Source organism: Leeuwenhoekiella sp. LLG6367-2.1 (assembly GCF_045055775.1).
Taxonomy (GTDB): Bacteria; Bacteroidota; Bacteroidia; order Flavobacteriales; family Flavobacteriaceae; genus Leeuwenhoekiella; species Leeuwenhoekiella aequorea.
In genome coordinates, this window is record NZ_CP159331.1 from 125,210 (window position 1) to 151,409 (window position 26,200).

A 26,200-nucleotide genomic window follows, 5' to 3' on the forward strand; every position below is an offset into this window, starting at 1 on the left:
ATGAAAACGCTAAATAAATTATTTATAGCGCTGTTCTTTGCTACACTATCTATGCAAGCACAGCAAACACCTGCCATAGCACAAACGGGCGAGATAACGTTAACCGGTGCTACTGCCCACATAGGCAATGGAGAGGTAATTGAAAAAAGCCTGATTTTTATTAAAGACGGAAAAATTACCGGTGTCTATGACGCACGTACAACAAAAATGCCCCTACGTGGTGAGATCATTAATGTAGATGGTCAACATATATACCCGGGATTTATTGCTCCTGACACCACTCTAGGTCTGGTTGAAATTTCAGCGGTTAGAGCTACTGAAGATCAGGACGAAGTAGGAGAATACAATCCGCATATTGAGGCAATTGTGGCTTATAATGCAGAATCTAAAGTTGTAGAAAGTATGCGTCCTAATGGTGTGTTAATTGCGCAGGCTGTGCCTCAGGGCGGCACGATTTCAGGACAATCATCTGTAGTACAGCTCGATGCCTGGAACTGGGAAGATGCTGCTGTTAAGCGTGGAGACGGTATTCATTTAAACTGGCCTAACAGCTATCGACGAGGCCGCTGGTGGGAAGGTGAAGATCCTGGCTATAGCCCTAACAAAGATTACAAATCTGATATTACCGAAATCGAAAACTTTATAGCTCAATCTAAAGCTTTTACCTCGGGAGATTCTTCAGTTAAGAATTTGCCTTATGCAGCAATGCAAGGTATTCTTGATGGGACTCAAAACTTATATATTCACGTGGATTCTGAAAAAGAGATACTCGATGTATTAAAGTTTAAAGAAGCTATGAATATTGAAAAAGTAGTATTAGTAGGTGCATATCGCGGTTACAAAGTAGCGGACGCCATTGCTAAAGCTAATGTTTCCGTTATTCTTGCTCGCGTACATAGTTTACCAGATACCGAAGATGATGACTATAATATTTCTTTTAAAATGGTAAAAGATCTTGTTGACGCAAATGTTACCGTAGCCTTAGGAAATAGTGGTGAGTACTGGCAATCCAGAAATATTCCTTTTTATGCAGGACAAACTACTGCTCACGGCCTCAGCTTTGAAGATGCATTGCAGCTTATAACAAAGAATCCTGCAACCATATTAGGAGTGTCTGATAAACTAGGAACATTAGAAGCTGGTAAAGATGCTACACTTATTGTAAGTAAAGGAAATGCTTTAGAAATGAGTGGTAATACCATTAGCCACGCATTTATTAATGGAAGATCTATAAGCCTTGAAAGTCATCAGACTGAATTATACAAGCGCTATATGGAAAAGTATGAACGTGCTAAATAATAAATAAACCTATCATTTATAACATAAAAGGTTCGGGATATAATCCCGAACCTTTTTTTTGGTAATCAAATGTATTGTCACTTGTTAAAAACAGATCACTTATAGTGAACAATTCATACAACGCATAATCACAGTTAATTCAAATTGTATAAATAGAATTTAAGGCTATAAAAAAAGCCCGATCGCAAGATCGGGCTTTAATATATGTATTAATTATGAAGCTAATTATTTAGATTCAAGAGCATCTAATTTAGCTTTGTACTTATCTGCCTCAGTAGTGTTACCTAACTGAACATGGATGTTGTATAACGTACGTACCGCTTCAATATTAGATTCTTCACCCGCAATAGCTTTCTCTAAATAAGGAACAGCTTCACCGTAAAGAGCTAAACGTTGTTTCTTTAACTCGTTATATTTAGCATTATCAGCTTTAGAATTACCTAAGGTATTCATTTGCTCAATGATGTCTTTATCTTTTCCAAGCATTAAAGCAGCTATATTCAAGTTAGCAGCGCTGTAATCAGGATCTATTTCTAAAGCCTTCTCGTAGTAACCCATTGCTTTTTCCATATCATCAGCCTTAGCAGCACCTACACCTAAATTAAAATATAATCCAGGATTATTAGGGTCCTTAGCGATAACCTTGTTCATAGCAGCCTCATATTCAGTAGTCATATCCATTTTAAGATACACATCTGCCGCAGAGCGTAAAAGAGCATCATCATCTGGATTTTCAGCAAGAGCATCATCTATAGCAGAAATTGCTTTATCATTTTCACCTTCTTGAACATAAATAAGTGCGATATTTTTTGCAATCTCACCTGCACGAGACTCAGTAACTTCTGTTTGTGGATCTTCGTGAGTGCCAGATTTTACAAATAGATCACGTTGTTGTTTAGAATTAAAACTCTCAACTTGACCGTTATCTTTGTTCTTTGCAGTAAACTTTGTTTCAACACCGGTGTAACCTAATGATTTTAACTGGCTATAGTAATCTAAAGCAGTAGGGAAATCTTGTGCATTAACAGCGTTTGATGCCGCAAAATATAAATAAGATGTATCCTTCTGAGTTAGCGTATACAGTTTATAAAGTTTAGTTGCTGCATCGCTATATTTTTCAGCATTTTGATCATCTACAGCAGATGAAATAACTGCATTCATAGCTTGCTGCTTATATTGAGTTGCTTCTTGACCATATTTGCTACCGTCATTAAACTCATTTACTTTTGTGAAAGCTTCCATAGCTTTTAAAAGATCTTCAGACTTTTTGTTGTCTTCACCTCCTAAAAACGCTCTACCTTTTATAAAGTAATAGTATTCTTTTTCCTTTTCGTCCATCTGGCTCATCATACCTTCAAGACCACTAATTTCTGTTTGAGCTTGAACAAAACTGCCAGACTCAACTGTTTTTTCCGCAGATTTAATCTCTTTCTTCTGCGCAAAAGTTAAAGCGGTAACAGATAGTGCCGCTATTACTAAAGATTTTGTTTTCATTATTTTACTAATTTTAATATTCAACTTTGGTTATTCTTCTTCGTCAGAAGAAGGTTTATCATTATTTAAATTTTCGTCTGCAGCGGTTGAATCTACTACTGTAGCATCGATATCTTCAATATCTTCATCATCAATTGCGTCTTCATCTTTCTTCACTTTTGTTACCGCAGCAATGGTGTCCCCATTTTTTAAATTTATTAAGCGCACACCTTGCGTAGCTCTACCCATTACACGCAATTCTGAAACTGCCATTCTAATCGCAATACCAGATTTATTAATAATCATAAGATCATCATCATCTGTTACATTATTAATTGCAACTAAATTACCAGTTTTTTCTGTAATAGAAATAGTCTTAACTCCTTTACCACCACGATTTGTAACGCGGTAATCTTCAACTAAAGATCGCTTACCATAACCGTTTTCAGAAACAACTAATATGTTAGATTCTGAATCGTTGACAGCAACCATCCCTATCACTTCGTCATTATCATCTGCAAGAGTTATGCCACGCACACCAGATGCGTTTCTACCCATAGGTCTGGTTTTCTCTTCTTCAAAGCGTATTGCTTTTCCAGATTTAATTGCCAATACTACTTGACTATCTCCGGTTGTAAGTTTTGCAGAAAGCAGTTCATCATCATCTTTTATAGTAATGGCATTGATTCCATTTGTACGTGGACGCGAATATTGCTCCAGAGATGTTTTCTTAACCTGGCCTTTTTTCGTAACCATAATGACATAATGACTGTTTATGTACTCTTCATCTTTAAGATCATTAGTACAGATAAACGTCATCACTTTATCATCTGGCTCAATATTAATAAGGTTTTGAATAGCACGGCCTTTTGACGTTTTACTTCCCTCAGGAATTTCAAAAACACGCATCCAGTAACACTTACCTTTCTGGGTGAAGAATATTAAGTACTGGTGATTTGTACCTACAAAAAGATGCTCTAGGAAATCTTCATTTCTCGTAGTCGAACCCTTTTGCCCTACTCCACCTCTATTTTGAGTTTTATATTCTAATAGTGAAGTACGTTTTATATAACCTGCATGCGAAATAGTCAATACTACTTTCTCATCAGGAATCAAATCTGTAATACTTACATCGCCACCTGCAAAATCAATAGTAGTACGGCGCTCGTCACCATATTTATCTTTAATTTCTTGTAGCTCTTCTTTTATAATTTCCATTCTACGCTCTTTGCGGGCAAGAATGTCTTTTAGATCTTCAATAGTTTTAACTATTTGCTCATATTCTTCTCTTAGTTTGTCTTGCTCCAGTCCAGTTAATTGGCGTAGACGCATCTCAACTATTGCTCTAGCTTGAATTTCTGAAAGATCAAAACGCTCCATTAACTTAGTACGCGCCTCTTCGGCATTGCTACTAGCACGTATAAGAGCGATAACTTCGTCAATATTGTCTGATGCAATAATTAAACCTTCTAAAATGTGAGCTCGCTCTTCAGCCTTTTTAAGAAGATATTCAGTACGTCTAACGACCACCTCATGACGGTGCTCAACAAAATGATGAATCATATCTTTAAGATTCAACATTTCTGGTCTTCCTTTTACTAAGGCAATATTGTTTACACTAAACGAAGACTGTAAAGCTGTATATTTATATAAGGTGTTAAGTACGATATTAGGAATTGCATCACGTTTTAAAACGTAAACAATACGCATCCCATTACGATCAGACTCATCACGTATAGAAGCGATGCCATCTATTTTTTTCTCGTTAACAAGATCTGCGGTCTTCTTAATCATATCAGCCTTATTCACCTGATATGGAATCTCATTTACAACAATACATTCACGACCTCTAACCTCTTCAAAAACAGCCTTTGCACGCATAACAACACGCCCTCTACCTGTTTTAAATGCCTCACGTACACCTTCATAACCGTAAATAGTTCCTCCGGTAGGGAAATCTGGTGCAGTAATATGCTGCATCAGTTCGTCTATTTCGATGTCGTTATTTTCAATATATGCAGATATTCCGTTTATAACTTCGGTTAAGTTATGAGGCGGCATATTTGTAGCCATACCTACTGCAATACCTGAAGCTCCATTTACTAAAAGACCAGGAATACGAGTAGGTAAAACTTTAGGCTCCTTAAGTGTATCATCAAAGTTTAATTGATGATCTACTGTGTCTTTATCTATGTCTGCAAGCATCTCCTCAGAGATTTTGCGCATACGTGCTTCTGTATATCGCATTGCTGCAGGACTATCTCCATCTACAGAACCAAAGTTACCTTGACCATCTACAAGCATATATCTCAGAGACCACTCCTGGGCCATACGCACCATAGTATCATAAACTGAAGTATCACCGTGTGGGTGATATTTACCAAGAACTTCACCTACAATTCTAGCAGATTTTTTATGTGCGGTGTTAGATCTAACACCTAATTCATGCATTCCAAATAAAACACGTCTGTGTACAGGTTTTAAACCGTCTCGTACATCTGGTAATGCACGTGACACGATGACCGACATTGAATAGTCAATGTAGGCTGATTTCATCTCATCTTCAATGTTGATAGGAATTAACTTCTCTCCTTCAGCCATATGTATTTATCTTTAAATTTTTGGTTTAAACAGTAAGGGGCAATATACGTTTTTCTCTTGTGTTTTCGGTATTTAGCAACTCACTGTATATGGTTTTTATTAACAAAAATATGTTTCCCTTTTTAATAAGTATGCTTAACTTCCATTGTCACTTTAAAACTTATTTTGTCAATTTACTTAAAGTGATATCAACGGAACGGTTTTTGAATTGATATTCAAAAACTATAGAAAAAGATAGGAGAGTTTATGGATGATAATTTTTCACCACGAGTTAAAGATGTAATTGCTTATAGCAAGGAAGAGGCTTTACGTCTAGGTCACGATTTTATTGGAACCGAACATCTTATGTTAGGTCTACTACGTGACGGTAGCGGCAAGGCTATAGAAATCCTTGAGGCATTAGATATAGATCTAAGTCACTTAAGACGAAAAGTCGAGATTTTGAGTCCGGCAAATCCCACTCCGGGATCGGCCAGCAGCGAAAAGCAAAATTTACATTTAACGCGACAAGCAGAGCGCGCATTAAAAACCACTTTTTTAGAAGCTAAACTTTTTCAAAGTTCTTCTATTAATACAGCGCATCTTTTACTTTGTGTATTACGCAATGAGAATGACCCAACAACCAAGTTGCTTAATAAACTAAAAGTAGATTATGATAATGTAAAAGATCAATTCAAACTTATGATGACAAGCGATGATGATTATATAGAGCCTATAAAGAGTGAATCTTTTAGTGATGATGATACAACGTCTGAGTCGTCAAAAGACAACCCTTTTAATGCTCCAGGAAATAAAAGCAACAAAAAGTCTAAAACACCTGTTCTAGACAACTTTGGGCGTGATCTTACAGCAATGGCCGAGGAAAATAAACTGGATCCTGTTGTAGGTCGTGAGAAAGAAATAGAACGCGTTTCTCAAATATTAAGTAGACGTAAGAAAAATAATCCGCTATTAATTGGAGAACCGGGTGTGGGTAAATCTGCTATTGCAGAAGGTCTTGCGTTACGAATTGTAAAACGTAAGGTTTCACGTATACTTTTTGATAAACGTGTTGTGACTTTAGACTTGGCGAGTTTAGTCGCGGGTACTAAGTACAGAGGACAGTTTGAAGAGCGTATGAAAGCCGTTATGAACGAGCTTGAGAAAAATAAAGATATAATCTTATTTATCGATGAAATTCACACCATTGTAGGTGCAGGTGGAGCGACTGGTTCACTAGATGCGAGCAATATGTTTAAACCTGCTCTAGCACGTGGCGAACTGCAATGTATTGGAGCAACTACTCTAGATGAATACAGACAATATATCGAAAAAGACGGCGCTTTAGAAAGACGTTTTCAAAAAGTAATAGTAGAGCCTACAAATGAAGAGGAAACCATAGAGATCCTAAATAATATCAAGGATAAATATGAAGATCATCACAATGTAGTCTATACACCTGAAGCGATAAAAGCCTGTGTAACGCTTACAAGCAGATACATGACAGATCGTTTTCTTCCGGATAAAGCAATTGATGCTTTAGATGAAGCTGGTTCTCGTGTGCATATTATAAATATTGACGTTCCGAAGAAAATTCTTGATTTAGAACGCCAACTTGAAGAAGTGCGCGAACGCAAAAATTCTGTAGTTAAAAAGCAGAAATATGAAGAGGCAGCTAAATTACGGGATGACGAGAAAAATATTGAGAAGGAGTTAGCAACTGCCCAAGCTACTTGGGAAGAAGATTCTAAACAACATAAGGAAACGGTTACCGAAGATAACGTTGCCGACGTTGTTTCAATGATGTCTGGAATACCGGTTACACGTATTGCAAAAACCGAAAGTAATAAACTAGCCGAATTACCTAATTCTATTAAAAACAAAGTAATAGGTCAGGATGAAGCGGTTGCTAAAGTAGCTAAAGCTATACAACGTAATCGTGCTGGATTAAAAGATCCTAATAAGCCAATTGGTTCTTTTATTTTCTTAGGACAAACTGGTGTAGGTAAAACGCAACTTGCAAAAATTTTAGCCACCGAGTTATTTGATAATGAGGATTCACTGGTACGTATCGATATGAGTGAATACATGGAGAAATTTGCAGTCTCAAGACTTATTGGAGCACCTCCGGGATATGTAGGTTATGAAGAAGGTGGACAGCTTACTGAGAAAGTAAGAAGAAAGCCTTATGCTGTTATCCTGTTAGATGAGATTGAAAAAGCTCATCCAGACGTATTTAATATGCTGCTTCAAGTTCTTGATGATGGTTATCTTACAGATTCTCTAGGTCGAAAGATTGACTTTAAGAATACGGTAATCATTATGACTTCAAATATTGGAGCTCGTAAGATTAAAGATTTTGGACAAGGCGTAGGTTTTGGTACTACAGCGCGAAAAGATCAGGCAGAAGAAAATGCTAAAGGAATTATTCAAAATGCATTAAAAAAAGCATTTGCTCCTGAATTCTTAAATCGAGTAGATGATGTTATTGTATTTAATGCTTTAGATCGCAAAGAAATACACCAGATCATCGATATCGAATTGAAAAAGCTTTACAATCGTATTCAATCACTTGGTTATAATTTAGAATTGAGTGACAAAGCAAAAGACTTTATTAGCGAGAAAGGTTTTGATAAAGAATATGGCGCAAGACCATTAAAGCGAGCAATTCAAAAATATATCGAAGACGCTCTTGCAGAAGAAATTATCACTGCAAAAATAGGTGAAGGCGATAAAATCTTTATGGATATCGAAGAAGGTAAAGAAGAATTGACCATCAAGATTGAAAAGACTGAGAATTCTACACAATCTTAACTTCTTAATTTATAACTATTTAAAAAAGAACCACTTATGTGGTTCTTTTTTTTATAAATAACATTTTCTTAATTTATATTATTTATAATTTAGTTATATTTAATTATGGCATCATTGAGGAAAATTATACATCTACGTTCTGGAAGAATTGAATTCGATGAATTCTGTGCACTAGGATATGTAAAATCAAATATCAACTTTGATGAAGACGATCGTGTTTCCTTTTTAAATGCTTGCTTAGATCATTATAATGGCCATCCATTCGGTTATATTTCAGTAAGAGAACATTCTTACAGTATTAACCCTATGATTTATACAGAACTTAATAAAGTAGAAAGTTTAAAAGCATTTGCTATTGTTTCTGATACAAGTATTGGTCGAGGTAATGCAGAAATTGAAGGAAAATTTTACAAGAAACCTTTTGGGATATTTGGAGCTAAAGAAGATGCCATTCAATGGATGAATGAAGAAATAATAAAAGCTATAGAAAAGGAATAAAAAAAGGTGCTAATAGCACCTTTTTTTTGTTAGTCTTTAATCCGTATCGGAATAACTCTTCCTTTGTTAGGTCGAGGTTCTGTATTTATTAAAAAAGTATATACCCACATTAGGGTAAAAGATGGGACGATATCTGTAAATGGAAGTATCTCTTCTATAAAAACTAATATCGAAGCAAATTTTCCTTTACGACCGGGATACATTTTTGACATTTGTTTAGCTGCAACTGGAGCCCACGCCAAGTCTAAGAAAGGCCCTACTACAGGAATTGCCATACTCAGCATACCAACTGCATCAAAAAATATCCCCTTTACCAGTAAATTATAATCTAATGCTTTCATAACATTTTGTTTTTATAAATATAAAGCAAATAACCTGCCATAGTTAGCTTAAATCAGAACTAATAAGCTTAAGAAACTCATTTCTAGTTTCAATCTTTTCAAATTGACCTCTAAACCCAGAAGTCGTGGTTGTAGAATTCTGTTTTTGGACCCCACGCATCATCATACACATATGTGAAGCTTCAATCACTACTGCAACACCCTCAGGTTTTAAAGTAGTATTAATACATTCTAAAATATCGTGAGTTAGACGCTCTTGTACTTGCAATCTTCTAGAAAAAACATCTACGATGCGCGGCAGTTTACTAAGACCCACAATGCTCCCATTAGGTATATAAGCAATGTGTGCCTTTCCGAAGAAAGGTAATAAGTGATGTTCACATAGCGAATATAATTCGATATCCTTCACAATAACCATCTCTCTATAATCTTCTTTGAACATTGCTCCTTTTAAAATTTCTGCAGGATCAACATCATAGCCACTTGTTAAATACATCATTGCTTTTGCTGCACGTTCCGGAGTTTTAAGAAGACCATCACGAGTGACATCTTCTCCTAAATCTTTTATAATGGACGAGTAGCTATCTTTTATCTCATCTTTCAAGTCGATATTATACTCTTCAAATTTTTTATATGGCGACATAAATATGTGTTTTATTAAAGGTAGGATTCTAAAAGCTGTTCTTTAAAAAGCTTTTTAATTTTAGCGATTTTCGGATCTATTATGTATTGGCAATAGCCCTGAAGTTTATTGTTATTATAATAAGAAGCATGATCATCTTCTGCATCATAAAATGGCATTGCCTGAGTAACCTCTGTAACAATTTTAGAATCAAAAATATGCTCTTTTTCTAATATTTCTATCATTGCATTAGCCTCATCACATTGTTCTTGAGAATGATAGTAAATAGCACTTCGATATTGGGTTCCCACATCGTTTCCTTGTCTGTTGAGCGTCGTAGGGTCGTGAGTAGTAAAAAATACTTGAAGCAACTCTAGATAAGATATTATTGCGGGATCATATTGAAGTTGTATGGCTTCAGCGTGACCTGTTCTTCCCTGACAGACTTCCCGGTACGGTGGATTTTTAATTTTTCCTCCCGTGTAACCACTTTTTACATTATATACACCTTTAAAACGTTGAAAAACCGCCTCTGTACACCAGAAGCATCCGTTTGCAAAAGTTACAGTTTTCAAATTAGTATTCATAGCTTAACAAATTTAGATGCTAGAAGCATCTTAAAATTCAGTTTAACGTATTGTTAATACAACTACAGAAATCATTAAACAAAATGATAAAATTTTGTGTTAACAACAATTATTATGTTTAGTACATTACCTTTGAAATCTTAACAAGATATACTTATTTCTGAAAATCAAAGTGTCGTTGAAGTAGTCGGTTTTAACCCACTTTAATTACAGTTTAAAGATTCATAACTTCTTATGATTAAAGCTGAAAATATTCTAAAATCTTACGGTGACGTCCAGGTTCTAAAAGGTGTCGATCTTTTAATTAAAGATGCCGAAGTTGTGTCTATTGTAGGCGCAAGTGGTGCCGGCAAAACCACACTTTTACAAATTTTAGGAACTTTAGATCGTGCAGATAAACACGCTAATACAAATCTGTATATAAATGATATTGAAGTTTCTAAGCTGAACGAAAGAGAACTCAGTCGATTTAGAAATTTAAACATTGGGTTTATCTTTCAATTTCATCAATTATTGCCCGAATTTACCGCTTTAGAAAATGTTTGTATCCCTGCTTTTATAGCAAAAAAGGAAAAGGATGTTGCTGAAAAGAAAGCTAAAGAACTTCTTGATTTTTTAGGACTTTCGCATCGTATGCACCACAAACCAAGTCAACTTTCTGGTGGTGAGCAGCAGCGTGTTGCCGTTGCACGTTCTCTTGTTAATGAGCCCGCTCTCATACTAGCCGATGAACCTTCTGGAAATCTGGATAGCGAATCTGCAGAAAATTTACATAAATTATTCTTCAAGCTTCGTGACACCTATAATCAGACGTTTGTTATTGTAACTCATAATGAAGAATTGGCTGAAATGGCCGATCGTAAATTAACCATGGTAGATGGCAAAATCATCTCTTAAACTTTCTAAAAGCGAGCTTAAAGAATTTCTAGATGAGAAGGCTAACATATATGAAAGCCCACAATTTATAGGTACAGACCCTATCCAAATTCCTCATCAATTTACTAAAAAAGAAGATATAGAAATTATAGGCTTTCTGGTTGCAACTATAGCTTGGGGAAATCGCAAAAGCATTATTAATAATGGTAATAAACTTATTGAATTACTTAATAATGATCCTTACGATTTTGTACTAAATCACGGAGCTGATGATCTAAAACCTCTTCTTAATTTTGTACATCGAACTTTTAATGGTACAGACTTAATAACTTTTGTCGAAAGTTTAAAAAACATCTATTTAAACCACGGTGGTTTAGAGCTCATTTTTCAATCTCAGAATGCTAATAAAGATTTACAACCTGTTATAAGCAGATTTAAATCTATTTTCTTTGAAATACCTCATACAAACCGTACCCAAAAACACATTAGTGATCCGTTAAAAAACTCTGCGGCAAAACGTATAAACATGTATTTGAGATGGATGGTACGACCAGCGACAGCTGGAGTAGATTTTGGCTTATGGAAAAATATAAGTCCAGGGCTACTATCTTGTCCACTTGATGTACATTCGGGTAGAGTAGCTCGTCAATTAGGCTTACTCACACGTGCACAAAATGACGCTAAGGCTGTAGCAGAGCTTGATAATAAATTGCGAAAATTAGAACCTAAAGATCCTGTAAAATATGACTTTGCCCTGTTCGGTTTAAGCGCTTTTGAAAAGGATCTATTTTAACCAGTTATAATTGTATTTTTGCAGTATAATTATTGCTGATTAATAATCCCATTAGCCATAACTCCCTCTTAAAGACCCTTAAATATATATGCAATCTCAACCTATTCCAGAAAATGAAGCTTCTCGCCTATCACAATTAGAACAATTGCGTTTGTTAGATACTGCATCAGACACAAATTTTGATGTTATCACGCGTCTGGCTTCAACAATTTGTGAGGCACCTGTTTCATTAATTTCACTTGTAAGTGAAGATAGACAATGGTTTAAATCTAAAGTTGGTTGGGATATTTGTGAAACTGATCGTGAGGTGTCGTTTTGTGCGCACGCTATAATGGATCCTAAGAATATTACAGTTGTTCCAGACTCAAGACTGGATGATCGTTTTAAGAATAATCCGCTGGTGCGTGCAGATTTTCCGGTAATATTTTATACCGGAGTTCCATTACTAACTCCCACGGGAGAAGCCTTAGGTACTCTTTGCGTTATAGATAGAAAACCCAAGACACTTACCGACACACAGTTAAATGCACTAAGAGATCTGGCTACGCAAGTAGAAAATCTTTTTGAACTTAGAAGAAATAATTTACAATTAAAGAAAATTGAAAAACTTTTAAATGCAAAAAACGAACAATTAAAGACCTTTGCAGGTGTAATATCTCACGACATGAAGATGCCGCTAGCAAATATGATTGTCACCACAGATATATTGAGAGCTAAATATGCTAACCAATTTGATGAGCAGGGAAATGAATATCTTTCGTATTTAAAACAGTCCTCGTTTTCCCTTAGTGATTATATCGATAATCTACTTTCCTATTACGAGAGTGAAGATTTGACTATACAAAATTTAGAAAATTTTGAACTCAATCATCTGTTAGAAGAACTAATCGATCTCTTAAATATTAACGAAGATTATATTATAAATTTTCCAGACAAAAATCTGGAATTACAAACGAATCGTTCTGCAGTAAGTCAAATTCTCATTAACTTAATCACTAACAGCCTTAAGTATAATGACAAGGAAACTGGTATTATCGATTTTAAATGTACCGAAGATCATGCTTACTATTACATCCAGATAAAAGATAATGGTAAAGGAATATCTAAAGATAAGCAGTCTTCTATTTTTGATTTGTTTACTGTAGCTTCAGAAACAGATAATAAAGGAAAAAAAGGAAATGGAATTGGCTTATCTACTGTGCGCAACCTAGTGAATTCTTTAGGCGGAATTATTAGCGTAAATAGTGATGGAATTAGCGGTACTACCTTTGACTTTACTATTAAAAAAGTTGCTTCAAAAAATAACTAGTTTGTAGTATCTTTATTTTTCACAAAAAAACCAAAGTTCTGAACGAGAGAAAGAGACAAGAAGCCGTAGATTCTTACAAATTAGTAGGCACCTTACCTGAGAGAAGTTATGATGACATCACTCAGATTGCCGCATACATATGTGATGCGCCCATATCGCTTGTTACGATGTTAGACTACAATCGTAACTTCCTGAAATCTCATTATGGTGTCCCGTTTTCAGAATCTCCGCGTAAAATATCTTTTTGTACGCACGCGATACAATCTCCAGAATCCATTTTTGTAATACCAGATGCGCGTAAAGATGATCGGTTTAAGAATAACCCCTTAGTTACCGGTGAGATGAAAGCCATTTTCTATGCGGGTGTACCTTTAATAGATAAGGGCGGACACGCATTGGGCACTTTATGCGTTTTTGATCACAAACCGCGCACGCTTAGTGACAGACAAAAAAATACCTTGATTGCTTTAGCTAATCAAGTCGTTAATTTATTTGAGCTTCACCGCCAAAACTTAGAAAACAAAGCTTTACAAAAGAATCTGCTTAAGAAGAATAGCCTTTTAAAAGATTTTGCAGGGGTAGTATCTCACGATATGAAAATGCCTTTGGCTAATATCATAACTACAACAGATTTATTAAAAGCAAAGTATAAAGAACTTTTAGATGAGAAGGGTCTCGACTATCTCAACTATCTTAAAAGTTCGTCGTTCTCCCTTTCAGAATACATTAATGGAATTTTACTGCATTATGAAAGTGATAATCTTACCATAAATCAGCGTGAGCTTTTTGATATTCACGACTTACTGGAGGAGCTTGAGGATTTACTTAACGCAGATTATAAGTGCGTTATTCATTTACCCGAAACCAATCATCTTATTAATTGCAATAAGGTTGCTCTTAATCAGATATTCTTAAATCTTATAGGTAATAGTTTAAAATATTCTGATAAAGAAAGTCCGGAGATATATATTTCTTTTGATGAAAATGATGATTTCTATTTATTTGAAGTAAAAGATAACGGAATAGGTATTGCTCCAGATAAGCTAGGAGAGATTTTTGATTTGTTTACTATTGCAACAGACAAAGATAAAAACGGCAATCGCGGTAATGGCATAGGATTATCTACCGTTAAGAAGTTAGTAACAAATTTAGGCGGAAAAATAAATGTAACTTCAGAAATTGGGAAAGGGACAACTTTTAAATTTACTGCTCGTAAAGCGGATATCCTTACACAAATAAGTGGACCCGAATATGACACATCTAAAAGCTATAAGAATTAGAAATTAAGGAGAAGGATATCGTTATTGTCTTTGTAAAACACTTATTTTCGTCTCGGCTAATTAGCGTTTAACTATGCAGTTTAAAAATCCTGAAATACTCTACGCTCTTTTTCTGCTGCTTATACCTATTTTAATACACCTATTTCAATTAAGACGCTTTAAAAAGACTCCGTTTACGAATGTAGTTTTTCTTCAGAATGTTATTCAAAATACACGAAAAAGCAGTTCTATAAAAAAATGGCTCATACTTGCTATACGTTTAATTGCACTGGCCTGCCTTGTTATAGCCTTTGCGCAGCCCTATTTCCCCGCATCGTCAGGCGCTACAAAACCTAAAGAAACCGTTGTTTTTGTAGATAACTCTTACAGTATGCAAGCCACCGGTAAAAAAGGTAATTTGCTTACGGAAGCCTCACAAGATCTTCTATCCCATTTACCAGACGACCAGTTAGTAACCCTAGTAACCTGGGATGAAGTATTTAAAAAATTTAATATTCAAAAAGATAGAAATATCCTTATTGATCTCGATTTTACTTTAAAAACTACAGATAGTAAAAGCCTGCTGTTGCGGTTAAACACTCTTTTTTCTAAAGATCTCAATACTGAAAAACGACTAGTGCTTGTTTCAGATTTTCAAGATTTCGACCTTTCTAATCTTGCAGATACTTCATCTGTAAAAATTTATCCGGTATTACTAGATCCGGTTGCATTTGAAAATTTTTCAATAGATAGTTTAACTATCGAGCGTAATGCAGATTTGTACGATCTAAACGTCCTTGTCTCCAGCTCTTTTAAGTCTGAAGATCAATTGCCTGTTTCTTTATTTAATGGCAACGAACTTATCGCAAAATCTTCGGTTAAATTTTCATCTAGCGACACAGCTTCTACGCAATTTCAATTGCCTGCAGATAAAGCTATAAAAGGAATGATACGCCTTGATGATGCTGCTCTAGAATATGATAACAGTTTCTATTTTAGCATAAATAACGCATTACCTCTTAAAGTATTAGCTATTACAGATGAAAGTTTTGACTTTCTAAAAAAGCTATACAGCGCAGCCAGTTTTGAATTTGTTTCGGTTTCTGAAAATCAATTAGACTATGCACTTCTTGCAGATCAGGATCTGATTATATTAAATGAAATTAATAGTATTCCTATTTCACTTATTAATAGTCTAAAGTCACACACGCAAAAAGGAGGAACAGTTATATTAATTCCTTCTACGAGAGATCAACCGGAAGCATATTCTAATTTACTTACCGCTTTCGGGATGCAACCCTTTACAAAAACAATAAGCACGCCGAGCTACATCACGGGTATAAGTTATGATCACCCTCTTTTTCAGAATGTATTTAGCGGCAGATCATCTAATTTGCAGTCTCACATAGTTAATTCGTATAGCAAGCTCAATACCAACAATCCCATACTAACATTTGAGAATGGAGACCCATTCTTGACAGAAAATAATAATCTGTATGTTTTTACAGCCTCATTATCTTCTTCAAATAGCAACTTCGTTAAAGGACAATTGATAGTTCCTACTTTTGATAAGATAGCACTTCAAGCACTTTCTTTACCAAAACCCTATTATACACTAGGCACTAACGCAACATTTGATATCAAAACTGATCTTGCCACAGATGCCGCGCTCGTACTTGAGAAAAAGAGCAAACAATATATTCCTCTACAACAGAAACGTGGTGATAATATATCTGTTTCTACCTCACAAGGCATTACAAATGCAGGCCTATTTGAAGTGAAATACAAGAGCGACACAATTACTACTGTAGCTTTTAATCACGATAGAAAAGAAAGTAAGCTTCAAAGCCCAGTCACACAAACTAATAATGAAATCGAATTTTCTTCTACTATAAAATCACTTTTTGATACACTAGAACAAGAGTCAAATCTTAATTTGTTTTACAAATGGTTTGTTATTTTTGCACTGCTGGCTCTTCTGGCAGAAATGCTCCTTTTAAAATTTCTTAAATGAATATACGCATCACACAAGCAACTCTTTTAGATGAGAGTAATGACCACCACGGTAGCGTGGTCGACATTAGAATAAAAGATGGAATTATAACTGATATTGCCCCAAAATTGAATGCTACTAAAGGGGAGCAACATGTAGACTTTGAAAACCTAACAGTTTCACCGGGATGGTTTGACAGCAGCGTTTGTATCGGAGAACCTGGCTACGAAGAGCGTGAAACTATAAAAAACGGACTTCTGGTAGCAGCAAAAAGTGGTTTTACTGCTATAGCTGTAAATCCCAACACCTATCCCGTAACAGATTCTAATTCGTCTGTTTCCTATCTTATAAATAAAGCTCAAAATAATGCAGTTAGCTTACACCCTATTGGTTCTCTAACCCGTAATGGTGAAGGAGTTGATCTAGCCGAATTATTTGATATGACTAAGGCAGGAGCAATCGCATTTGGAGATTATCAACACGCAATAAGCAATCCTAATCTTCTTAAAATAGCGCTGCAATACACGCAAAGTTTTGACGGACTTGTTTTATCCTTTCCGCAGGAAAATGATCTTGTTATTAAGGGAATGGCGAACGAAGGAGAAATTGCTATTAAATTAGGATTAAAAGGTATTCCTGCCCTGGCAGAACATTTACAAATTGCCAGAGATTTATACATTCTAGAATATACTGGAGGTAAATTACATATACCTACCATTTCTACGGCACAAAGTGTTGCTCTTATTAAAGAAGCAAAGGCTAAAGGTCTTGATGTAACTTGTAGTGTTGCGATGGCAAATATTTACTATACAGATAGTGAACTGGAAGAATTTGATACCCGTTATAAAGTTTTGCCTCCACTACGCAATGAGACAGATCGTAAAGCTTTAATTGCAGGCTTAAAGGATGGTACCATAGACATGGTTACCAGCGATCACAATCCGCTTGATATCGAACAGAAAAAATTAGAATTTGACCATGCAAAATTTGGTACAATAGCTCAAGAAGCGACACTTGGAGCTTTGCTAACTTTAGTTACAGAGCGTCAAGCAATACACCTACTCACAGCAGGAAGATCTAGATTTACCGGCGAAAAAGCCAAAATTGTTGTGGGTGAGCCTGCAAATATAACCTTATTTACAGCTAAGGGAACAAGCACTTTTACAAAGGAAAATATATTATCAAAATCTAAAAATGCAGCATTTCTTGGTGCTAAACTGAAGGGAAAAGTCTACGGAATCATTGCAAATAATCAATATATAGCATCATAAATAATGACAAACGAAATAATCAAACAAGGTAAGACTACAGCCATAATTGCATACCTAAGTATGATTGGAACCATAATAGCATTATTTATGAATTCTGAACCAAAAAACTTATTTGCAAGATTTCATATTAGACAAGCTTTCGGGATTTTTATCGCCTTCTTTGCACTCGGTTTTCTAGTATCCTATTTAAATAGTTGGCCGGCAACCATAGGCTTCTATATTTTTATAATAGTACTTTGGGGTTATGGTATAGTTAGTGCTTTTCAAGGCACATATACACCCGTTCCTATACTAGGAAAACAATTTCAAAAATGGTTTACATTTATACAATAAAATGAATACACTTTCACTTGAACATTTAATACAACGACCTAAAAATGCCGGTTCTGGCAAGGCACCACTTATACTTCTACTCCACGGTTACGGCAGTAATGAAGAAGATTTATTTTCATTTGCTCCAGAGCTGCCAGACCATTATTTTGTGGTCTCTGCAAAAGCTCCACGCCCTATGCAACCTTCAGGAAATGCCTGGTATACGATACACTGGGATGCTACAGATGGAAAATGGTCTGATGATGAAGAGGCTATAGAATCTCGCGAATTAATTTCTAAATTTATTGACGAGGTTATAACGACATATGATGTAGATCCTGCAAATGTTACTCTCTTGGGATTTAGTCAAGGTTGCATATTAAGTTATGCAGTTGCATTGACCTATCCTGAAAAAGTAAAAAATATCATTGGACTCAGCGGATATGTTAATCCAGATATTACAGCTCCTAAATCTGATTTAGATGCCTACAAACATTTATCGGTATTCTCATCTCACGGAAGTGTCGACCAGGTCATACCAGTAAGTGCAGCAAGACAAATCCCAGCCTATCTCGACAACCTGGGCATTTCGGTAAAACTAAATGAGTATCCAGTAGGCCACGGTGTAGCACCACAAAACTTCTATGATTTAAAAGATTGGCTTTTAAACCATTAAGGATAAAGGACACTTTGAAGCGTTTCAAATGAAACGCTTCCGTCTTTTGACACATCATAAAGTAATATAAGTTCGCCCCAACGCTTACCATCACTAAAATCTGCAATAACCCATTTGTGATTGAGCACTTCAATTTTATTAATTTGAAACACACTGTCACCGCTGCTTTCATAAGTAACCAGCGGATTTCCTGAAGTTCCATTTTGACTTATAAGTGCAGATTCTATTCTCTTATCTAAATCAGTATAATCTATATCAAAATTTTCAAAATAAGAATAGGCATTGTCGTTATCAACCAGCTTAAAATAACGCTCAGATTGTCCTTCAGCATTTTGTGATATTGAATCTGCTTTCTGAAGTTTTTCTTCTAAACGCGCAATTTGTTTTTCTTGATTTTCATAGATCTTTGTCGAATTTGTATACTGAAAAACAATCCACAAGGCTGCAAATAAGAACAGATACAAAAAGATATTTCTTCGCATAATTATATTTCTAAGGTTAAGCCATCATAAGCGAGATGTACATTTTCAGGAAGACGCTTTTCGACATCTGCATGAAATCCAAGTAAATGACTTATATGTGTAAAATAGGTTTTTTTTGGTTTTAGCTCTTCAACAAAAGCTAAGGCTTCTTCAAGATTAAAGTGAGTATAATGCTCCTCTTCACGCAATGCATTAACAACTAAAACATCAAGATTTTTTAGCTTTTCTTTTTCTTGATCACTTATCGTTTTAACATCGGTGAGGTAAGCAAAATTTTTAAATCTATATCCAAAGACCTGAAGGTTGCCGTGTAAAACATCTACAGGAATAAACTCCAGATCATTAACTGTAAAAGGATTATTATTTACAACTTCATTAATTTCTACAGCAGGAGCACCCGGATACCGATTTTCGGTTTGAAATATGTAATCAAATCTCCTTTTTAATTCAGAAATAACACGTTTATGCGCATATATAGGTATATCACCTTGTCTAAAGAAAAATGGACGTATATCATCTAGACCAGCGGTATGATCTGCATGTTCATGGGTAAAGAGTAATGCCTCAAGATGGGTGACGTTCTCACGCAACATTTGTTGCCTAAAATCAGGACCACAATCAATTACATAATTCGCATTATTATAGTTAATTAAAATAGAAACACGCAGTCTTTTGTCTCGTTCATCGTGACTTTGACAAACGGGATGTGAACTGCCTATAATGGGGATTCCCTGTGATGTTCCTGTGCCTAAAAAGGTAACTTTCAAACCTGCAAAATTTAGAACAAAACTACACTTAATTTTTTGTAAGCCCTACCATTTTGTTACCTTTAACCCCTGAAGGAACTAACCTATATTCACCCAAAACTTAGCACAATGCCTATAACAATTCAAGGTGACAAAGAGTTTGAAAATATCCCCTCTCTAATCAATAAAGCACTACGCATAAATCTTAATGAGAACATCTACGGGACTTTTGCAGAAATTGGAGCAGGACAAGAAACAGTAAGGCATTTTTTTAGAGCAGGAGGTGCCAGCGGTACTATCGCAAAGGCAATGTCTGCTTATGACAAAGATTTTAGTGATGCTGTTTATGGCGTAGAAGAAGACCATCGCTACGTTACTGAAGCACGTTTAAAGAAAATGCTTACTCACGAAACAAATCTATTAGAAAATAGAATTTCACGTGAAAAGCACCCTAACAAAATCTATTTTACCTACGCAAATACCGTTGCTACAATAGATTTTGCTAAAAAATATAAAGGCCACGGTTGGGTTGGAATTAAGTATCAAACAGAACCGCAAGCAGAATTTAATGAGATTATACTTCACGTACGATTTCACGAGACTGATGCACGTTTACAGCAGCTAACGTTGGGTACGCTGGGAGTAAATTTGATTTATGGTGCCTATTACAAATACGACTCTCCTAAAAAACTTTTACGTTATCTATATGATCATATCGATAAAGATCAAATAGAGATCGATATGATCAATTTTTCTGGACCTGAGTTTGAACGCGTTGATAATCGTCTAATGAGTTTACAACTTGTTAAAAACGGTTTTACCGATTCTGTAATGTTTGGACCAGACGGAAATAATGTATTGGCTGCAAAAATTCTTTACAAGAAAAATATACTAGCCCTACGCGGAAGTTTTAGACCGGTTACCAAAGTAAATACAGATATGTATCGTAAATCTTTGGAAATATTCTTAAATGAAAACCGCGTTAAAGAAGAAAATACTCAAGTGATTTTTGAAATTACCTTATCTAACTTACGTGCTGAAGGGGAGATTGACGAAGAGGATTTTATGGCTCGTGCTCGTTTACTGTGTAACCTTGGGCATACAGTAATGATTTCAAATTTTCAGGAATATTATCGACTTGTAGAATATTTCTCCAGATACACAAAAGAACGTATGGGTCTGGCTATGGGAGTTAATAACCTAATAGATATTTTTGACGAATCATACTACAGACATTTAAGTGGAGGTATCTTAGAAGCTTTTGGGAAATTATTCTTTAAAGATTTACGCGTTTATTTATATCCTATGCGCGATCCTGAAACCGGAGAGTTCTTCACAAGCGAAAATTTAAAAGTTCATCCTAGAATGAAAGAACTCTATAAGTTCTTTAAATATAATGGTCGCGTTGTTGATATCGAGGATTACAATCCTGAAATTCTGAATGTTTTTTCTAGACAAGTACTAAAAATGATTAATAACAATGAGGAAGGATGGGAAGCTATGCTACCTTCAGGAATTGCAGATCAAATAAAAGAGCAGCGCTTATTTGATTATACTCCACCTGCGGAAGTTATAGAAAAGTAATCATCTTTATATAGAATAAAAAAATCCCGAACTTTTTAAGTTTGGGATTTTTTTATTCTATTAATTCAATTCCTGAATCAGCTCAGAAATCGATAACCGCTTTTGATCGCCGGTTTTCATGTTTTTTAAAGTATAAACGTCTTGCTCTATTTCTTCAGCTCCTGCAAGTACGACAAATTGAATATTACGCTTATCTGCGTGTGACATTTGTTTTTTCATCTTTGCCGCATCAGGATATAACTCTGAGGTAATACCCGCCTCTCGCAACTTCTTCACGGCTTTTAAACAATACAAGGATTCTGTTTCCCCAAAATTAATGAATAATAATTTTGTTCCCTTAAGTGCCTGATCAGGAAAAAGATCTAATTCTTCTATTACTAAATATATGCGGTCAAGACCAAAAGATATACCTACGCCACTCATATTTTTTAAACCAAAAATACCCGTAAGATCATCATAACGACCTCCTCCACCTATACTGCCCATAGCAACAGTTTTGGGAGCTGCAACTTCAAAAATGGCTCCGGTATAATAATTAAGACCACGTGCCAGGGTTACATCAAGATCTAAAGAAATTGTACTAAGACCTAAAGCTTCAATTTTTGTATTTATATATTCTAGCTCCTCTATTCCTTTCTTTCCAATTTCAGAATCTGCCAGTAAAGCTTTAAGCAAAATTAATTTATCAGCAAAATTACCGTGTACTCTAAAAATGGGTTTTACACGTTCTATAGCTGTCTCAGAAATACCTTTTCCAAGCATTTCTTTAATCACCCCCTCCTCACCTATCTTATCTAATTTATCTAATGCTACTGTAAAATCGATAAGTTTATCTGCTTCGCCTATAGTTTCCGCCAGACCAGAAAGAATTTTTCTATTATTCATTTTTACGGTAACACCTTCAAGGCCTAAATCTCCAAAAACCGCATCATATAGCTGGATGAAAGCCACTTCCTGCAACAAGCTATCTGAACCCACTGCATCTGCATCACACTGAAAAAACTCTCTAAAACGGCCCTTTTGCGGTCTGTCTGCCCTCCATACCGGCTGTATCTGATACCTTTTAAATGGAAATTCTATTTCATTCTGATGCTGCACCACATAACGGGCAAATGGCACGGTAAGATCGTAACGTAACGCTTTCTCTGAAATTTCTGAAGTAAGCGCATTACTATCTTTAGAAGATAAATTTGCTTCAGAAGCTTTGCTCAAATAGTCTCCACTATTGAGAATTTTAAAAATGAGTCGGTCCCCTTCTTCGCCGTATTTCCCCATAAGGGTATTGCTATTTTCAAAAGACGGAGTTTCTATGGATTGAAAACCAAACAATTCAAAATTGTGTCGAAGTATATTAATTATATAATTACGTTTTGAAACTTCTTCTGGAGAAAAATCACGAGTCCCTTTAGGTATGCTGGGTTTTTGAGCCATTTTTAAATATCTATAATGAGCTATAAAGCTGAATTTTATTTAATCTACGCACCATCACGAATGCGAAGCTGCAAATATCTTAAAAAATTGAGGGTTTGGCACTTCTTATTTTCCATAAAACAGTAACTTTTTAAGAGTTTGTAAGACCTATAGATTCAAAACGTAATTTTATGTTCTCACTTTTTAGGGAAAATCTTCGTATTGCCTTTGATGCTATACGTAGTCAGCTTTTAAGAACAATACTCACCGTAGTTATTATAGCTATAGGAATCACAGCTTTAGTAGCTATTTTAAGCCTTGTAAAAGCTTTAGAAAACACAATAAGTAGTGATTTCTCATCAATGGGATCTAACACATTTAATATTCAACGTTACGAGTTCACTACGCAGAGACGTGGAAGTGGAGAAACCCAAAAAATAAACCCCACCATACGTTATACACAAGTAAAAGATTTTGAAGACCGGTATACGTTTCCAATGACACACGTTGCGGTTTCCTTTACAGGAACTACAAGCGCCGAAGTAAAATATGAAAATCTAGACACAGATCCCGAGGTGACGGTATTAGGTACTAATGAGAATTTTCTGGAAAATTCTGGTCTAGAGCTTGATCAAGGTCGTAATTTTAATCAGTTTGACATCAACAATAATAATAACGTTTGTATACTAGGTAGTGATTTTAAAAACGGACTTTTAAAAAATGTAGATCCTATAGATAAAACTATAAGCATACGAGGTACAAAGTTTAAGGTCATAGGTACTCTAGAAGAAAAAGGATCGACGTTTGGGAATAGTCAGGATTTACGCGTTCTTATTCCTATTCAGATTGCTCGTTCTATGTTTACGGCTCCTAATATCAATTATACACTTAGTGTAAAAGTAGATGATAAAGAACTTCTGGATGGAGCTCTAGATGAAGCTATAATTACTTTTAGAAATGTAAGAAAATTAGCTCCGGTTGAAGAAAATGACTTTGGTATAGGCCGAAGTGATGATCTTATTAATCAAATTTCTCAAATAAGTGGTTATCTTTCTATGGCGGCGTGGATTATAAGTATGATCACCGTATTAGGATCATCTATTGCTTTAATGAATATAATGCTGGTTTCCGTTACCGAACGTACACGGGAAATAGGCGTCAGGAAAGCCCTAGGTGCTAAAAAATCTATTATTGCTGGTCAGTTTTTAATGGAGACTATCATAATAGGTCAGTTTGGTGGTATATTAGGGATACTTCTGGGCATCTCAATTGGTTTACTTATTTCATCTGTTGCTAATTTCAACTTTACTACTCCGTGGATGGCGATGTTATCTGCAACAGCTATCACCATTATAGTTGCAATAATTGCCGGTTTGTTTCCCGCTATTAAAGCAGCAAAATTAGATCCTATAGAATCTTTACGATATGAATAACTCGTCAATGAATTCAAATTAATATAGGGAATAACAGAATTAAAAAAAAAGCCTGTCTGATTTTATCAGACAGGCTTTTTTTTTAATTGAAGTCAATTCTAATCGACTTCTACAAACTTCTCAAACCAAGAGAATAAATCACCTTGTGTAATAGAAGCTCCTTGTCTTATAAGAACAAAAATATCATTGTTACGATCGTCTGATAGCAATTTACTTGAACTATACAGATTTACTTCATCTTTCATAAAGTTGTTCTGAAGCCATTTGTAGCCTGCAGGCGTTGTGATATCGATACCTTTATCTTCAACTTCAATTGAAATCATACTAATTTTCAATTCTCCAACCTTAAACAAAAACATATGTTGCGGAGAAAAATGCTCAAGATATTCTACTTTACTAAGAACTCCTTCCCAAACTAGATCACTAAAAACATCCAGTTCTTGCTCAGCAACTTCCGGTTTATTTTTTTTGATTGATTCCCATTCTTCAGCAGTAATAGACTGAGTTGCCAGAAAGTTTATAAACTCCTGATGCATCTCCTCTAATTGCTCTTTTGTAAGTCTAATATATTTCATTAGAAAAAATTTAAAATAAAAAAAGCTCCCGCGAGAAGCGGAAGCTTTAATCTATATTTTGAATGTATTAAGCTTCTGCTATAACATCAAATGTAAGGTTTGCAACTACATCACGGTGAAAACGAAGACTAGCTTCATATTGACCTAAACGTTTGATGTTACCACCTGCAATTGTAATATATTTTCTGTCTATCTCTACGCCATTTTTAGCAAGAGCATCTGCAAGATCTGCATCTGTAATAGAACCGAATAATTTATCTGCTTCACCAGCTTTAGCTGTAAGTTTGATATCTAAACCATTTAACTTTTCAGCTTGAGATTTTGCAGCATCAACAACTTTCTTGTCTTTGTAAGCACGTTGCTTTAAATTTTCAGATAACACTTTCTTTGCAGAAGGTGTAGCTAAAATTGCATGGCCTTGTGGGATAAGAAAATTTCTTCCATAACCGTTTTTAACAGTTACTAGATCATCAATAAATCCTAGATTATCGACGTCTTTCTTTAAAATAACTTCCATCTTAATCTAATTTTTATTTGTATAAATCTGTTACGTAAGGCATAAGTGCAAGATGTCTTGCTCTTTTTACAGCCACACTAACTTTACGTTGATACTTCAAAGAAGTACCCGTAAGACGGCGTGGTAATAACTTACCTTGCTCATTTACAAAAGAAGCTAACCAATCTGCATCTTTGTAATCGATATATTTTATACCAGAACGCTTAAAACGACAGTATTTTTTTGTCTTTGAGGTTTCAATATTTAACGGAGTTAAATATCTGATTTCCCCATCTTTCTTAGCTTTTGCTTGTTGCTCTATAGATGATGCCATAACTATGCTTTTTCTTTGTTACGTTTTCTACGCTTCTCAGCCCACTCAATAGCGTGCTTGTCTAAGCTTACAGTTAGGAAACGCATAATACGTTCGTCACGTCTAAACTCTAGTTCAAAACTCTTGATAACCTCTCCAGGTACCGTGAATTCAAAAAGATGGTAGAAACCACTTTTTTTGTTTTGGATTGCGTAAGCTAATTTTTTTAGCCCCCAATCTTCTTTGGATATCATCTTGGCGCCGTTAGAAACAAGAAAATCTTCAAATTTCTTTACTGTTTCCTTTACCTGGTCATCAGATAAAACGGGATTCAAGATGAAAACAGTTTCGTAATGATTCATAAAAAATGTTTATTTATATAAAAATGAGTGCAAAAGTAATATTATTTTCTCAGTTATCAAATGCTATTGCCATAAAAAATGAGCATTAATGCTGCT

The 26,200-nt window shown here is 35.2% G+C and carries 25 protein-coding genes; 13 read left to right on the forward strand and 12 right to left on the reverse strand.

The annotated features are described in order from the left end of the window. Positions 1 to 1,299, forward strand: coding sequence for an amidohydrolase family protein (locus ABVM53_RS00570; protein WP_405328254.1), 1,299 nt, complete (start codon positions 1 to 3; stop codon positions 1,297 to 1,299). A gap of 225 nt (positions 1,300 to 1,524) precedes the next feature. Here the strand turns inward: ABVM53_RS00570 and ABVM53_RS00575 are convergent, their stop codons facing one another. Beyond that, positions 1,525 to 2,793, reverse strand: a complete 1,269-nt coding sequence (locus ABVM53_RS00575) for a tetratricopeptide repeat protein (protein WP_405328257.1) — start codon at positions 2,791 to 2,793, stop codon at positions 1,525 to 1,527. A 30-nt stretch (positions 2,794 to 2,823) separates the two neighbouring features. Then, positions 2,824 to 5,373: a DNA gyrase subunit A gene (gene gyrA, locus ABVM53_RS00580; RefSeq protein WP_371457430.1), complete on the reverse strand. Its 2,550-nt coding sequence runs from the start codon at positions 5,371 to 5,373 to the stop codon at positions 2,824 to 2,826. Between the two features lie 246 nt (positions 5,374 to 5,619). On the opposite strand from gyrA, the gene ABVM53_RS00585 reads away from it, so the two are divergent. Together ABVM53_RS00585 and ABVM53_RS00590 are read left to right on the forward strand one after the other, a co-directional pair. Then, the gene (locus ABVM53_RS00585; RefSeq protein ID WP_371457429.1) at positions 5,620 to 8,166 is read left to right on the forward strand and encodes an ATP-dependent Clp protease ATP-binding subunit; all 2,547 of its coding nucleotides are present in this window, start codon (positions 5,620 to 5,622) and stop codon (positions 8,164 to 8,166) included. Positions 8,167 to 8,271: 105 nt separating this feature from the next. Further along, a complete protein-coding gene (locus tag ABVM53_RS00590) occupies positions 8,272 to 8,664 on the forward strand; it encodes a hypothetical protein (protein WP_405328262.1) in 393 nt (130 codons plus the stop codon). Positions 8,665 to 8,693: 29 nt separating this feature from the next. Here ABVM53_RS00590 and ABVM53_RS00595 read toward each other — a convergent pair whose 3' ends face one another. From ABVM53_RS00595 to msrA, 3 genes are read right to left on the reverse strand one after another with little or no spacing between them, the layout of a single operon-like run. Continuing rightward, positions 8,694 to 9,005, reverse strand: coding sequence for a hypothetical protein (locus ABVM53_RS00595; RefSeq protein WP_405328264.1), 312 nt, complete (start codon positions 9,003 to 9,005; stop codon positions 8,694 to 8,696). Positions 9,006 to 9,048: 43 nt separating this feature from the next. Beyond that, on the reverse strand, positions 9,049 to 9,648 hold the full coding sequence (folE, locus tag ABVM53_RS00600) for a GTP cyclohydrolase I FolE (RefSeq protein WP_128758610.1): 600 nt from the start codon (positions 9,646 to 9,648) through the stop codon (positions 9,049 to 9,051). A 14-nt stretch (positions 9,649 to 9,662) separates the two neighbouring features. Next, positions 9,663 to 10,214, reverse strand: coding sequence for a peptide-methionine (S)-S-oxide reductase MsrA (msrA, locus tag ABVM53_RS00605; protein WP_405328267.1), 552 nt, complete (start codon positions 10,212 to 10,214; stop codon positions 9,663 to 9,665). A gap of 234 nt (positions 10,215 to 10,448) precedes the next feature. Here msrA and ABVM53_RS00610 point away from each other — a divergent pair, with 234 nt between their 5' ends. The 8 genes from ABVM53_RS00610 to ABVM53_RS00645 all read left to right on the forward strand — a co-directional run bounded on the left by ABVM53_RS00610 (position 10,449) and on the right by ABVM53_RS00645 (position 18,703). Next, a complete protein-coding gene (locus tag ABVM53_RS00610; protein WP_371457425.1) occupies positions 10,449 to 11,111 on the forward strand; it encodes an ABC transporter ATP-binding protein in 663 nt (220 codons plus the stop codon). Next, the gene (locus ABVM53_RS00615) at positions 11,092 to 11,883 is read left to right on the forward strand and encodes a TIGR02757 family protein (RefSeq protein WP_405328270.1); all 792 of its coding nucleotides are present in this window, start codon (positions 11,092 to 11,094) and stop codon (positions 11,881 to 11,883) included. The genes ABVM53_RS00610 and ABVM53_RS00615 overlap by 20 nt, the downstream gene beginning before the upstream one ends. 88 nt (positions 11,884 to 11,971) lie before the next feature. After that, positions 11,972 to 13,192: an ATP-binding protein gene (locus ABVM53_RS00620; protein ID WP_371457423.1), complete on the forward strand. Its 1,221-nt coding sequence runs from the start codon at positions 11,972 to 11,974 to the stop codon at positions 13,190 to 13,192. A 38-nt stretch (positions 13,193 to 13,230) separates the two neighbouring features. Beyond that, complete coding sequence (locus tag ABVM53_RS00625) at positions 13,231 to 14,472, forward strand: ATP-binding protein (protein ID WP_405330882.1); 1,242 nt, start codon at positions 13,231 to 13,233, stop codon at positions 14,470 to 14,472. 73 nt (positions 14,473 to 14,545) lie between these two features. Further along, positions 14,546 to 16,465, forward strand: a complete 1,920-nt coding sequence (locus tag ABVM53_RS00630; protein WP_405328273.1) for a BatA domain-containing protein — start codon at positions 14,546 to 14,548, stop codon at positions 16,463 to 16,465. Beyond that, the gene (locus ABVM53_RS00635) at positions 16,462 to 17,715 is read left to right on the forward strand and encodes a dihydroorotase (protein ID WP_405328276.1); all 1,254 of its coding nucleotides are present in this window, start codon (positions 16,462 to 16,464) and stop codon (positions 17,713 to 17,715) included. Before ABVM53_RS00630 ends, ABVM53_RS00635 begins: the two co-directional genes overlap by 4 nt. A 3-nt stretch (positions 17,716 to 17,718) precedes the next feature. Next, positions 17,719 to 18,048, forward strand: a complete 330-nt coding sequence (locus ABVM53_RS00640) for a hypothetical protein (protein ID WP_405328279.1) — start codon at positions 17,719 to 17,721, stop codon at positions 18,046 to 18,048. A gap of 1 nt (position 18,049) precedes the next feature. Then, positions 18,050 to 18,703: an alpha/beta hydrolase gene (locus tag ABVM53_RS00645; protein ID WP_405328282.1), complete on the forward strand. Its 654-nt coding sequence runs from the start codon at positions 18,050 to 18,052 to the stop codon at positions 18,701 to 18,703. Here the strand turns inward: ABVM53_RS00645 and ABVM53_RS00650 are convergent. Beyond that, the gene (locus ABVM53_RS00650; RefSeq protein ID WP_371457418.1) at positions 18,700 to 19,185 is read right to left on the reverse strand and encodes a hypothetical protein; all 486 of its coding nucleotides are present in this window, start codon (positions 19,183 to 19,185) and stop codon (positions 18,700 to 18,702) included. The genes ABVM53_RS00645 and ABVM53_RS00650 overlap by 4 nt on opposite strands. A 2-nt stretch (positions 19,186 to 19,187) precedes the next feature. Continuing rightward, positions 19,188 to 19,952 carry an MBL fold metallo-hydrolase gene (locus ABVM53_RS00655; protein WP_405328285.1) on the reverse strand — a complete coding sequence of 255 codons (765 nt, stop codon included), beginning with the start codon at positions 19,950 to 19,952 and terminating at the stop codon, positions 19,188 to 19,190. Positions 19,953 to 20,060: 108 nt separating this feature from the next. On the opposite strand from ABVM53_RS00655, the gene ABVM53_RS00660 reads away from it, so the two are divergent. After that, entirely contained in the window at positions 20,061 to 21,515 is a 1,455-nt protein-coding gene (locus ABVM53_RS00660) for a TonB-dependent receptor (RefSeq protein ID WP_371457416.1), read from the forward strand. A gap of 60 nt (positions 21,516 to 21,575) precedes the next feature. Here ABVM53_RS00660 and hisS read toward each other — a convergent pair whose 3' ends face one another. Next, the gene (gene hisS, locus ABVM53_RS00665; RefSeq protein WP_405328288.1) at positions 21,576 to 22,946 is read right to left on the reverse strand and encodes a histidine--tRNA ligase; all 1,371 of its coding nucleotides are present in this window, start codon (positions 22,944 to 22,946) and stop codon (positions 21,576 to 21,578) included. 170 nt (positions 22,947 to 23,116) lie between these two features. Here hisS and ABVM53_RS00670 point away from each other — a divergent pair, with 170 nt between their 5' ends. Continuing rightward, positions 23,117 to 24,358, forward strand: a complete 1,242-nt coding sequence (locus tag ABVM53_RS00670) for an ABC transporter permease (RefSeq protein ID WP_128758624.1) — start codon at positions 23,117 to 23,119, stop codon at positions 24,356 to 24,358. A gap of 98 nt (positions 24,359 to 24,456) precedes the next feature. Here ABVM53_RS00670 and ABVM53_RS00675 read toward each other — a convergent pair whose 3' ends face one another. The 4 genes from ABVM53_RS00675 to rpsF all read right to left on the reverse strand — a co-directional run bounded on the left by ABVM53_RS00675 (position 24,457) and on the right by rpsF (position 26,104). Beyond that, positions 24,457 to 24,933, reverse strand: coding sequence for a DUF6495 family protein (locus ABVM53_RS00675; RefSeq protein ID WP_405328292.1), 477 nt, complete (start codon positions 24,931 to 24,933; stop codon positions 24,457 to 24,459). 67 nt (positions 24,934 to 25,000) lie between these two features. Beyond that, positions 25,001 to 25,450, reverse strand: a complete 450-nt coding sequence (rplI, locus tag ABVM53_RS00680; protein WP_128758626.1) for a 50S ribosomal protein L9 — start codon at positions 25,448 to 25,450, stop codon at positions 25,001 to 25,003. Between the two features lie 13 nt (positions 25,451 to 25,463). Beyond that, positions 25,464 to 25,763, reverse strand: coding sequence for a 30S ribosomal protein S18 (gene rpsR, locus ABVM53_RS00685; protein ID WP_028375809.1), 300 nt, complete (start codon positions 25,761 to 25,763; stop codon positions 25,464 to 25,466). A 2-nt stretch (positions 25,764 to 25,765) separates the two neighbouring features. Beyond that, positions 25,766 to 26,104, reverse strand: a complete 339-nt coding sequence (gene rpsF, locus ABVM53_RS00690) for a 30S ribosomal protein S6 (protein ID WP_128758627.1) — start codon at positions 26,102 to 26,104, stop codon at positions 25,766 to 25,768. Positions 26,105 to 26,200: the final 96 nt, after the last annotated feature.

What these genes read in the sequence shown, in the direction of transcription:
- ABVM53_RS00570 (WP_405328254.1), top strand. Translation starts at nt 1, where the DNA reads ATGAAAACGCTAAATAAATTATTTATAGCGCTGTTCTTTGCTACACTA.
- ABVM53_RS00575 (WP_405328257.1), bottom strand. Translation starts at nt 2,793, where the DNA reads ATGAAAACAAAATCTTTAGTAATAGCGGCACTATCTGTTACCGCTTTA.
- gyrA (WP_371457430.1), bottom strand. Translation starts at nt 5,373, where the DNA reads ATGGCTGAAGGAGAGAAGTTAATTCCTATCAACATTGAAGATGAGATG.
- ABVM53_RS00585 (WP_371457429.1), top strand. Translation starts at nt 5,620, where the DNA reads ATGGATGATAATTTTTCACCACGAGTTAAAGATGTAATTGCTTATAGC.
- ABVM53_RS00590 (WP_405328262.1), top strand. Translation starts at nt 8,272, where the DNA reads ATGGCATCATTGAGGAAAATTATACATCTACGTTCTGGAAGAATTGAA.
- ABVM53_RS00595 (WP_405328264.1), bottom strand. Translation starts at nt 9,005, where the DNA reads ATGAAAGCATTAGATTATAATTTACTGGTAAAGGGGATATTTTTTGAT.
- folE (WP_128758610.1), bottom strand. Translation starts at nt 9,648, where the DNA reads ATGTCGCCATATAAAAAATTTGAAGAGTATAATATCGACTTGAAAGAT.
- msrA (WP_405328267.1), bottom strand. Translation starts at nt 10,214, where the DNA reads ATGAATACTAATTTGAAAACTGTAACTTTTGCAAACGGATGCTTCTGG.
- ABVM53_RS00610 (WP_371457425.1), top strand. Translation starts at nt 10,449, where the DNA reads ATGATTAAAGCTGAAAATATTCTAAAATCTTACGGTGACGTCCAGGTT.
- ABVM53_RS00615 (WP_405328270.1), top strand. Translation starts at nt 11,092, where the DNA reads ATGGCAAAATCATCTCTTAAACTTTCTAAAAGCGAGCTTAAAGAATTT.
- ABVM53_RS00620 (WP_371457423.1), top strand. Translation starts at nt 11,972, where the DNA reads ATGCAATCTCAACCTATTCCAGAAAATGAAGCTTCTCGCCTATCACAA.
- ABVM53_RS00630 (WP_405328273.1), top strand. Translation starts at nt 14,546, where the DNA reads ATGCAGTTTAAAAATCCTGAAATACTCTACGCTCTTTTTCTGCTGCTT.
- ABVM53_RS00635 (WP_405328276.1), top strand. Translation starts at nt 16,462, where the DNA reads ATGAATATACGCATCACACAAGCAACTCTTTTAGATGAGAGTAATGAC.
- ABVM53_RS00640 (WP_405328279.1), top strand. Translation starts at nt 17,719, where the DNA reads ATGACAAACGAAATAATCAAACAAGGTAAGACTACAGCCATAATTGCA.
- ABVM53_RS00645 (WP_405328282.1), top strand. Translation starts at nt 18,050, where the DNA reads ATGAATACACTTTCACTTGAACATTTAATACAACGACCTAAAAATGCC.
- ABVM53_RS00650 (WP_371457418.1), bottom strand. Translation starts at nt 19,185, where the DNA reads ATGCGAAGAAATATCTTTTTGTATCTGTTCTTATTTGCAGCCTTGTGG.
- ABVM53_RS00660 (WP_371457416.1), top strand. Translation starts at nt 20,061, where the DNA reads ATGCCTATAACAATTCAAGGTGACAAAGAGTTTGAAAATATCCCCTCT.
- hisS (WP_405328288.1), bottom strand. Translation starts at nt 22,946, where the DNA reads ATGGCTCAAAAACCCAGCATACCTAAAGGGACTCGTGATTTTTCTCCA.
- ABVM53_RS00670 (WP_128758624.1), top strand. Translation starts at nt 23,117, where the DNA reads ATGTTCTCACTTTTTAGGGAAAATCTTCGTATTGCCTTTGATGCTATA.
- ABVM53_RS00675 (WP_405328292.1), bottom strand. Translation starts at nt 24,933, where the DNA reads ATGAAATATATTAGACTTACAAAAGAGCAATTAGAGGAGATGCATCAG.
- rplI (WP_128758626.1), bottom strand. Translation starts at nt 25,450, where the DNA reads ATGGAAGTTATTTTAAAGAAAGACGTCGATAATCTAGGATTTATTGAT.
- rpsR (WP_028375809.1), bottom strand. Translation starts at nt 25,763, where the DNA reads ATGGCATCATCTATAGAGCAACAAGCAAAAGCTAAGAAAGATGGGGAA.
- rpsF (WP_128758627.1), bottom strand. Translation starts at nt 26,104, where the DNA reads ATGAATCATTACGAAACTGTTTTCATCTTGAATCCCGTTTTATCTGAT.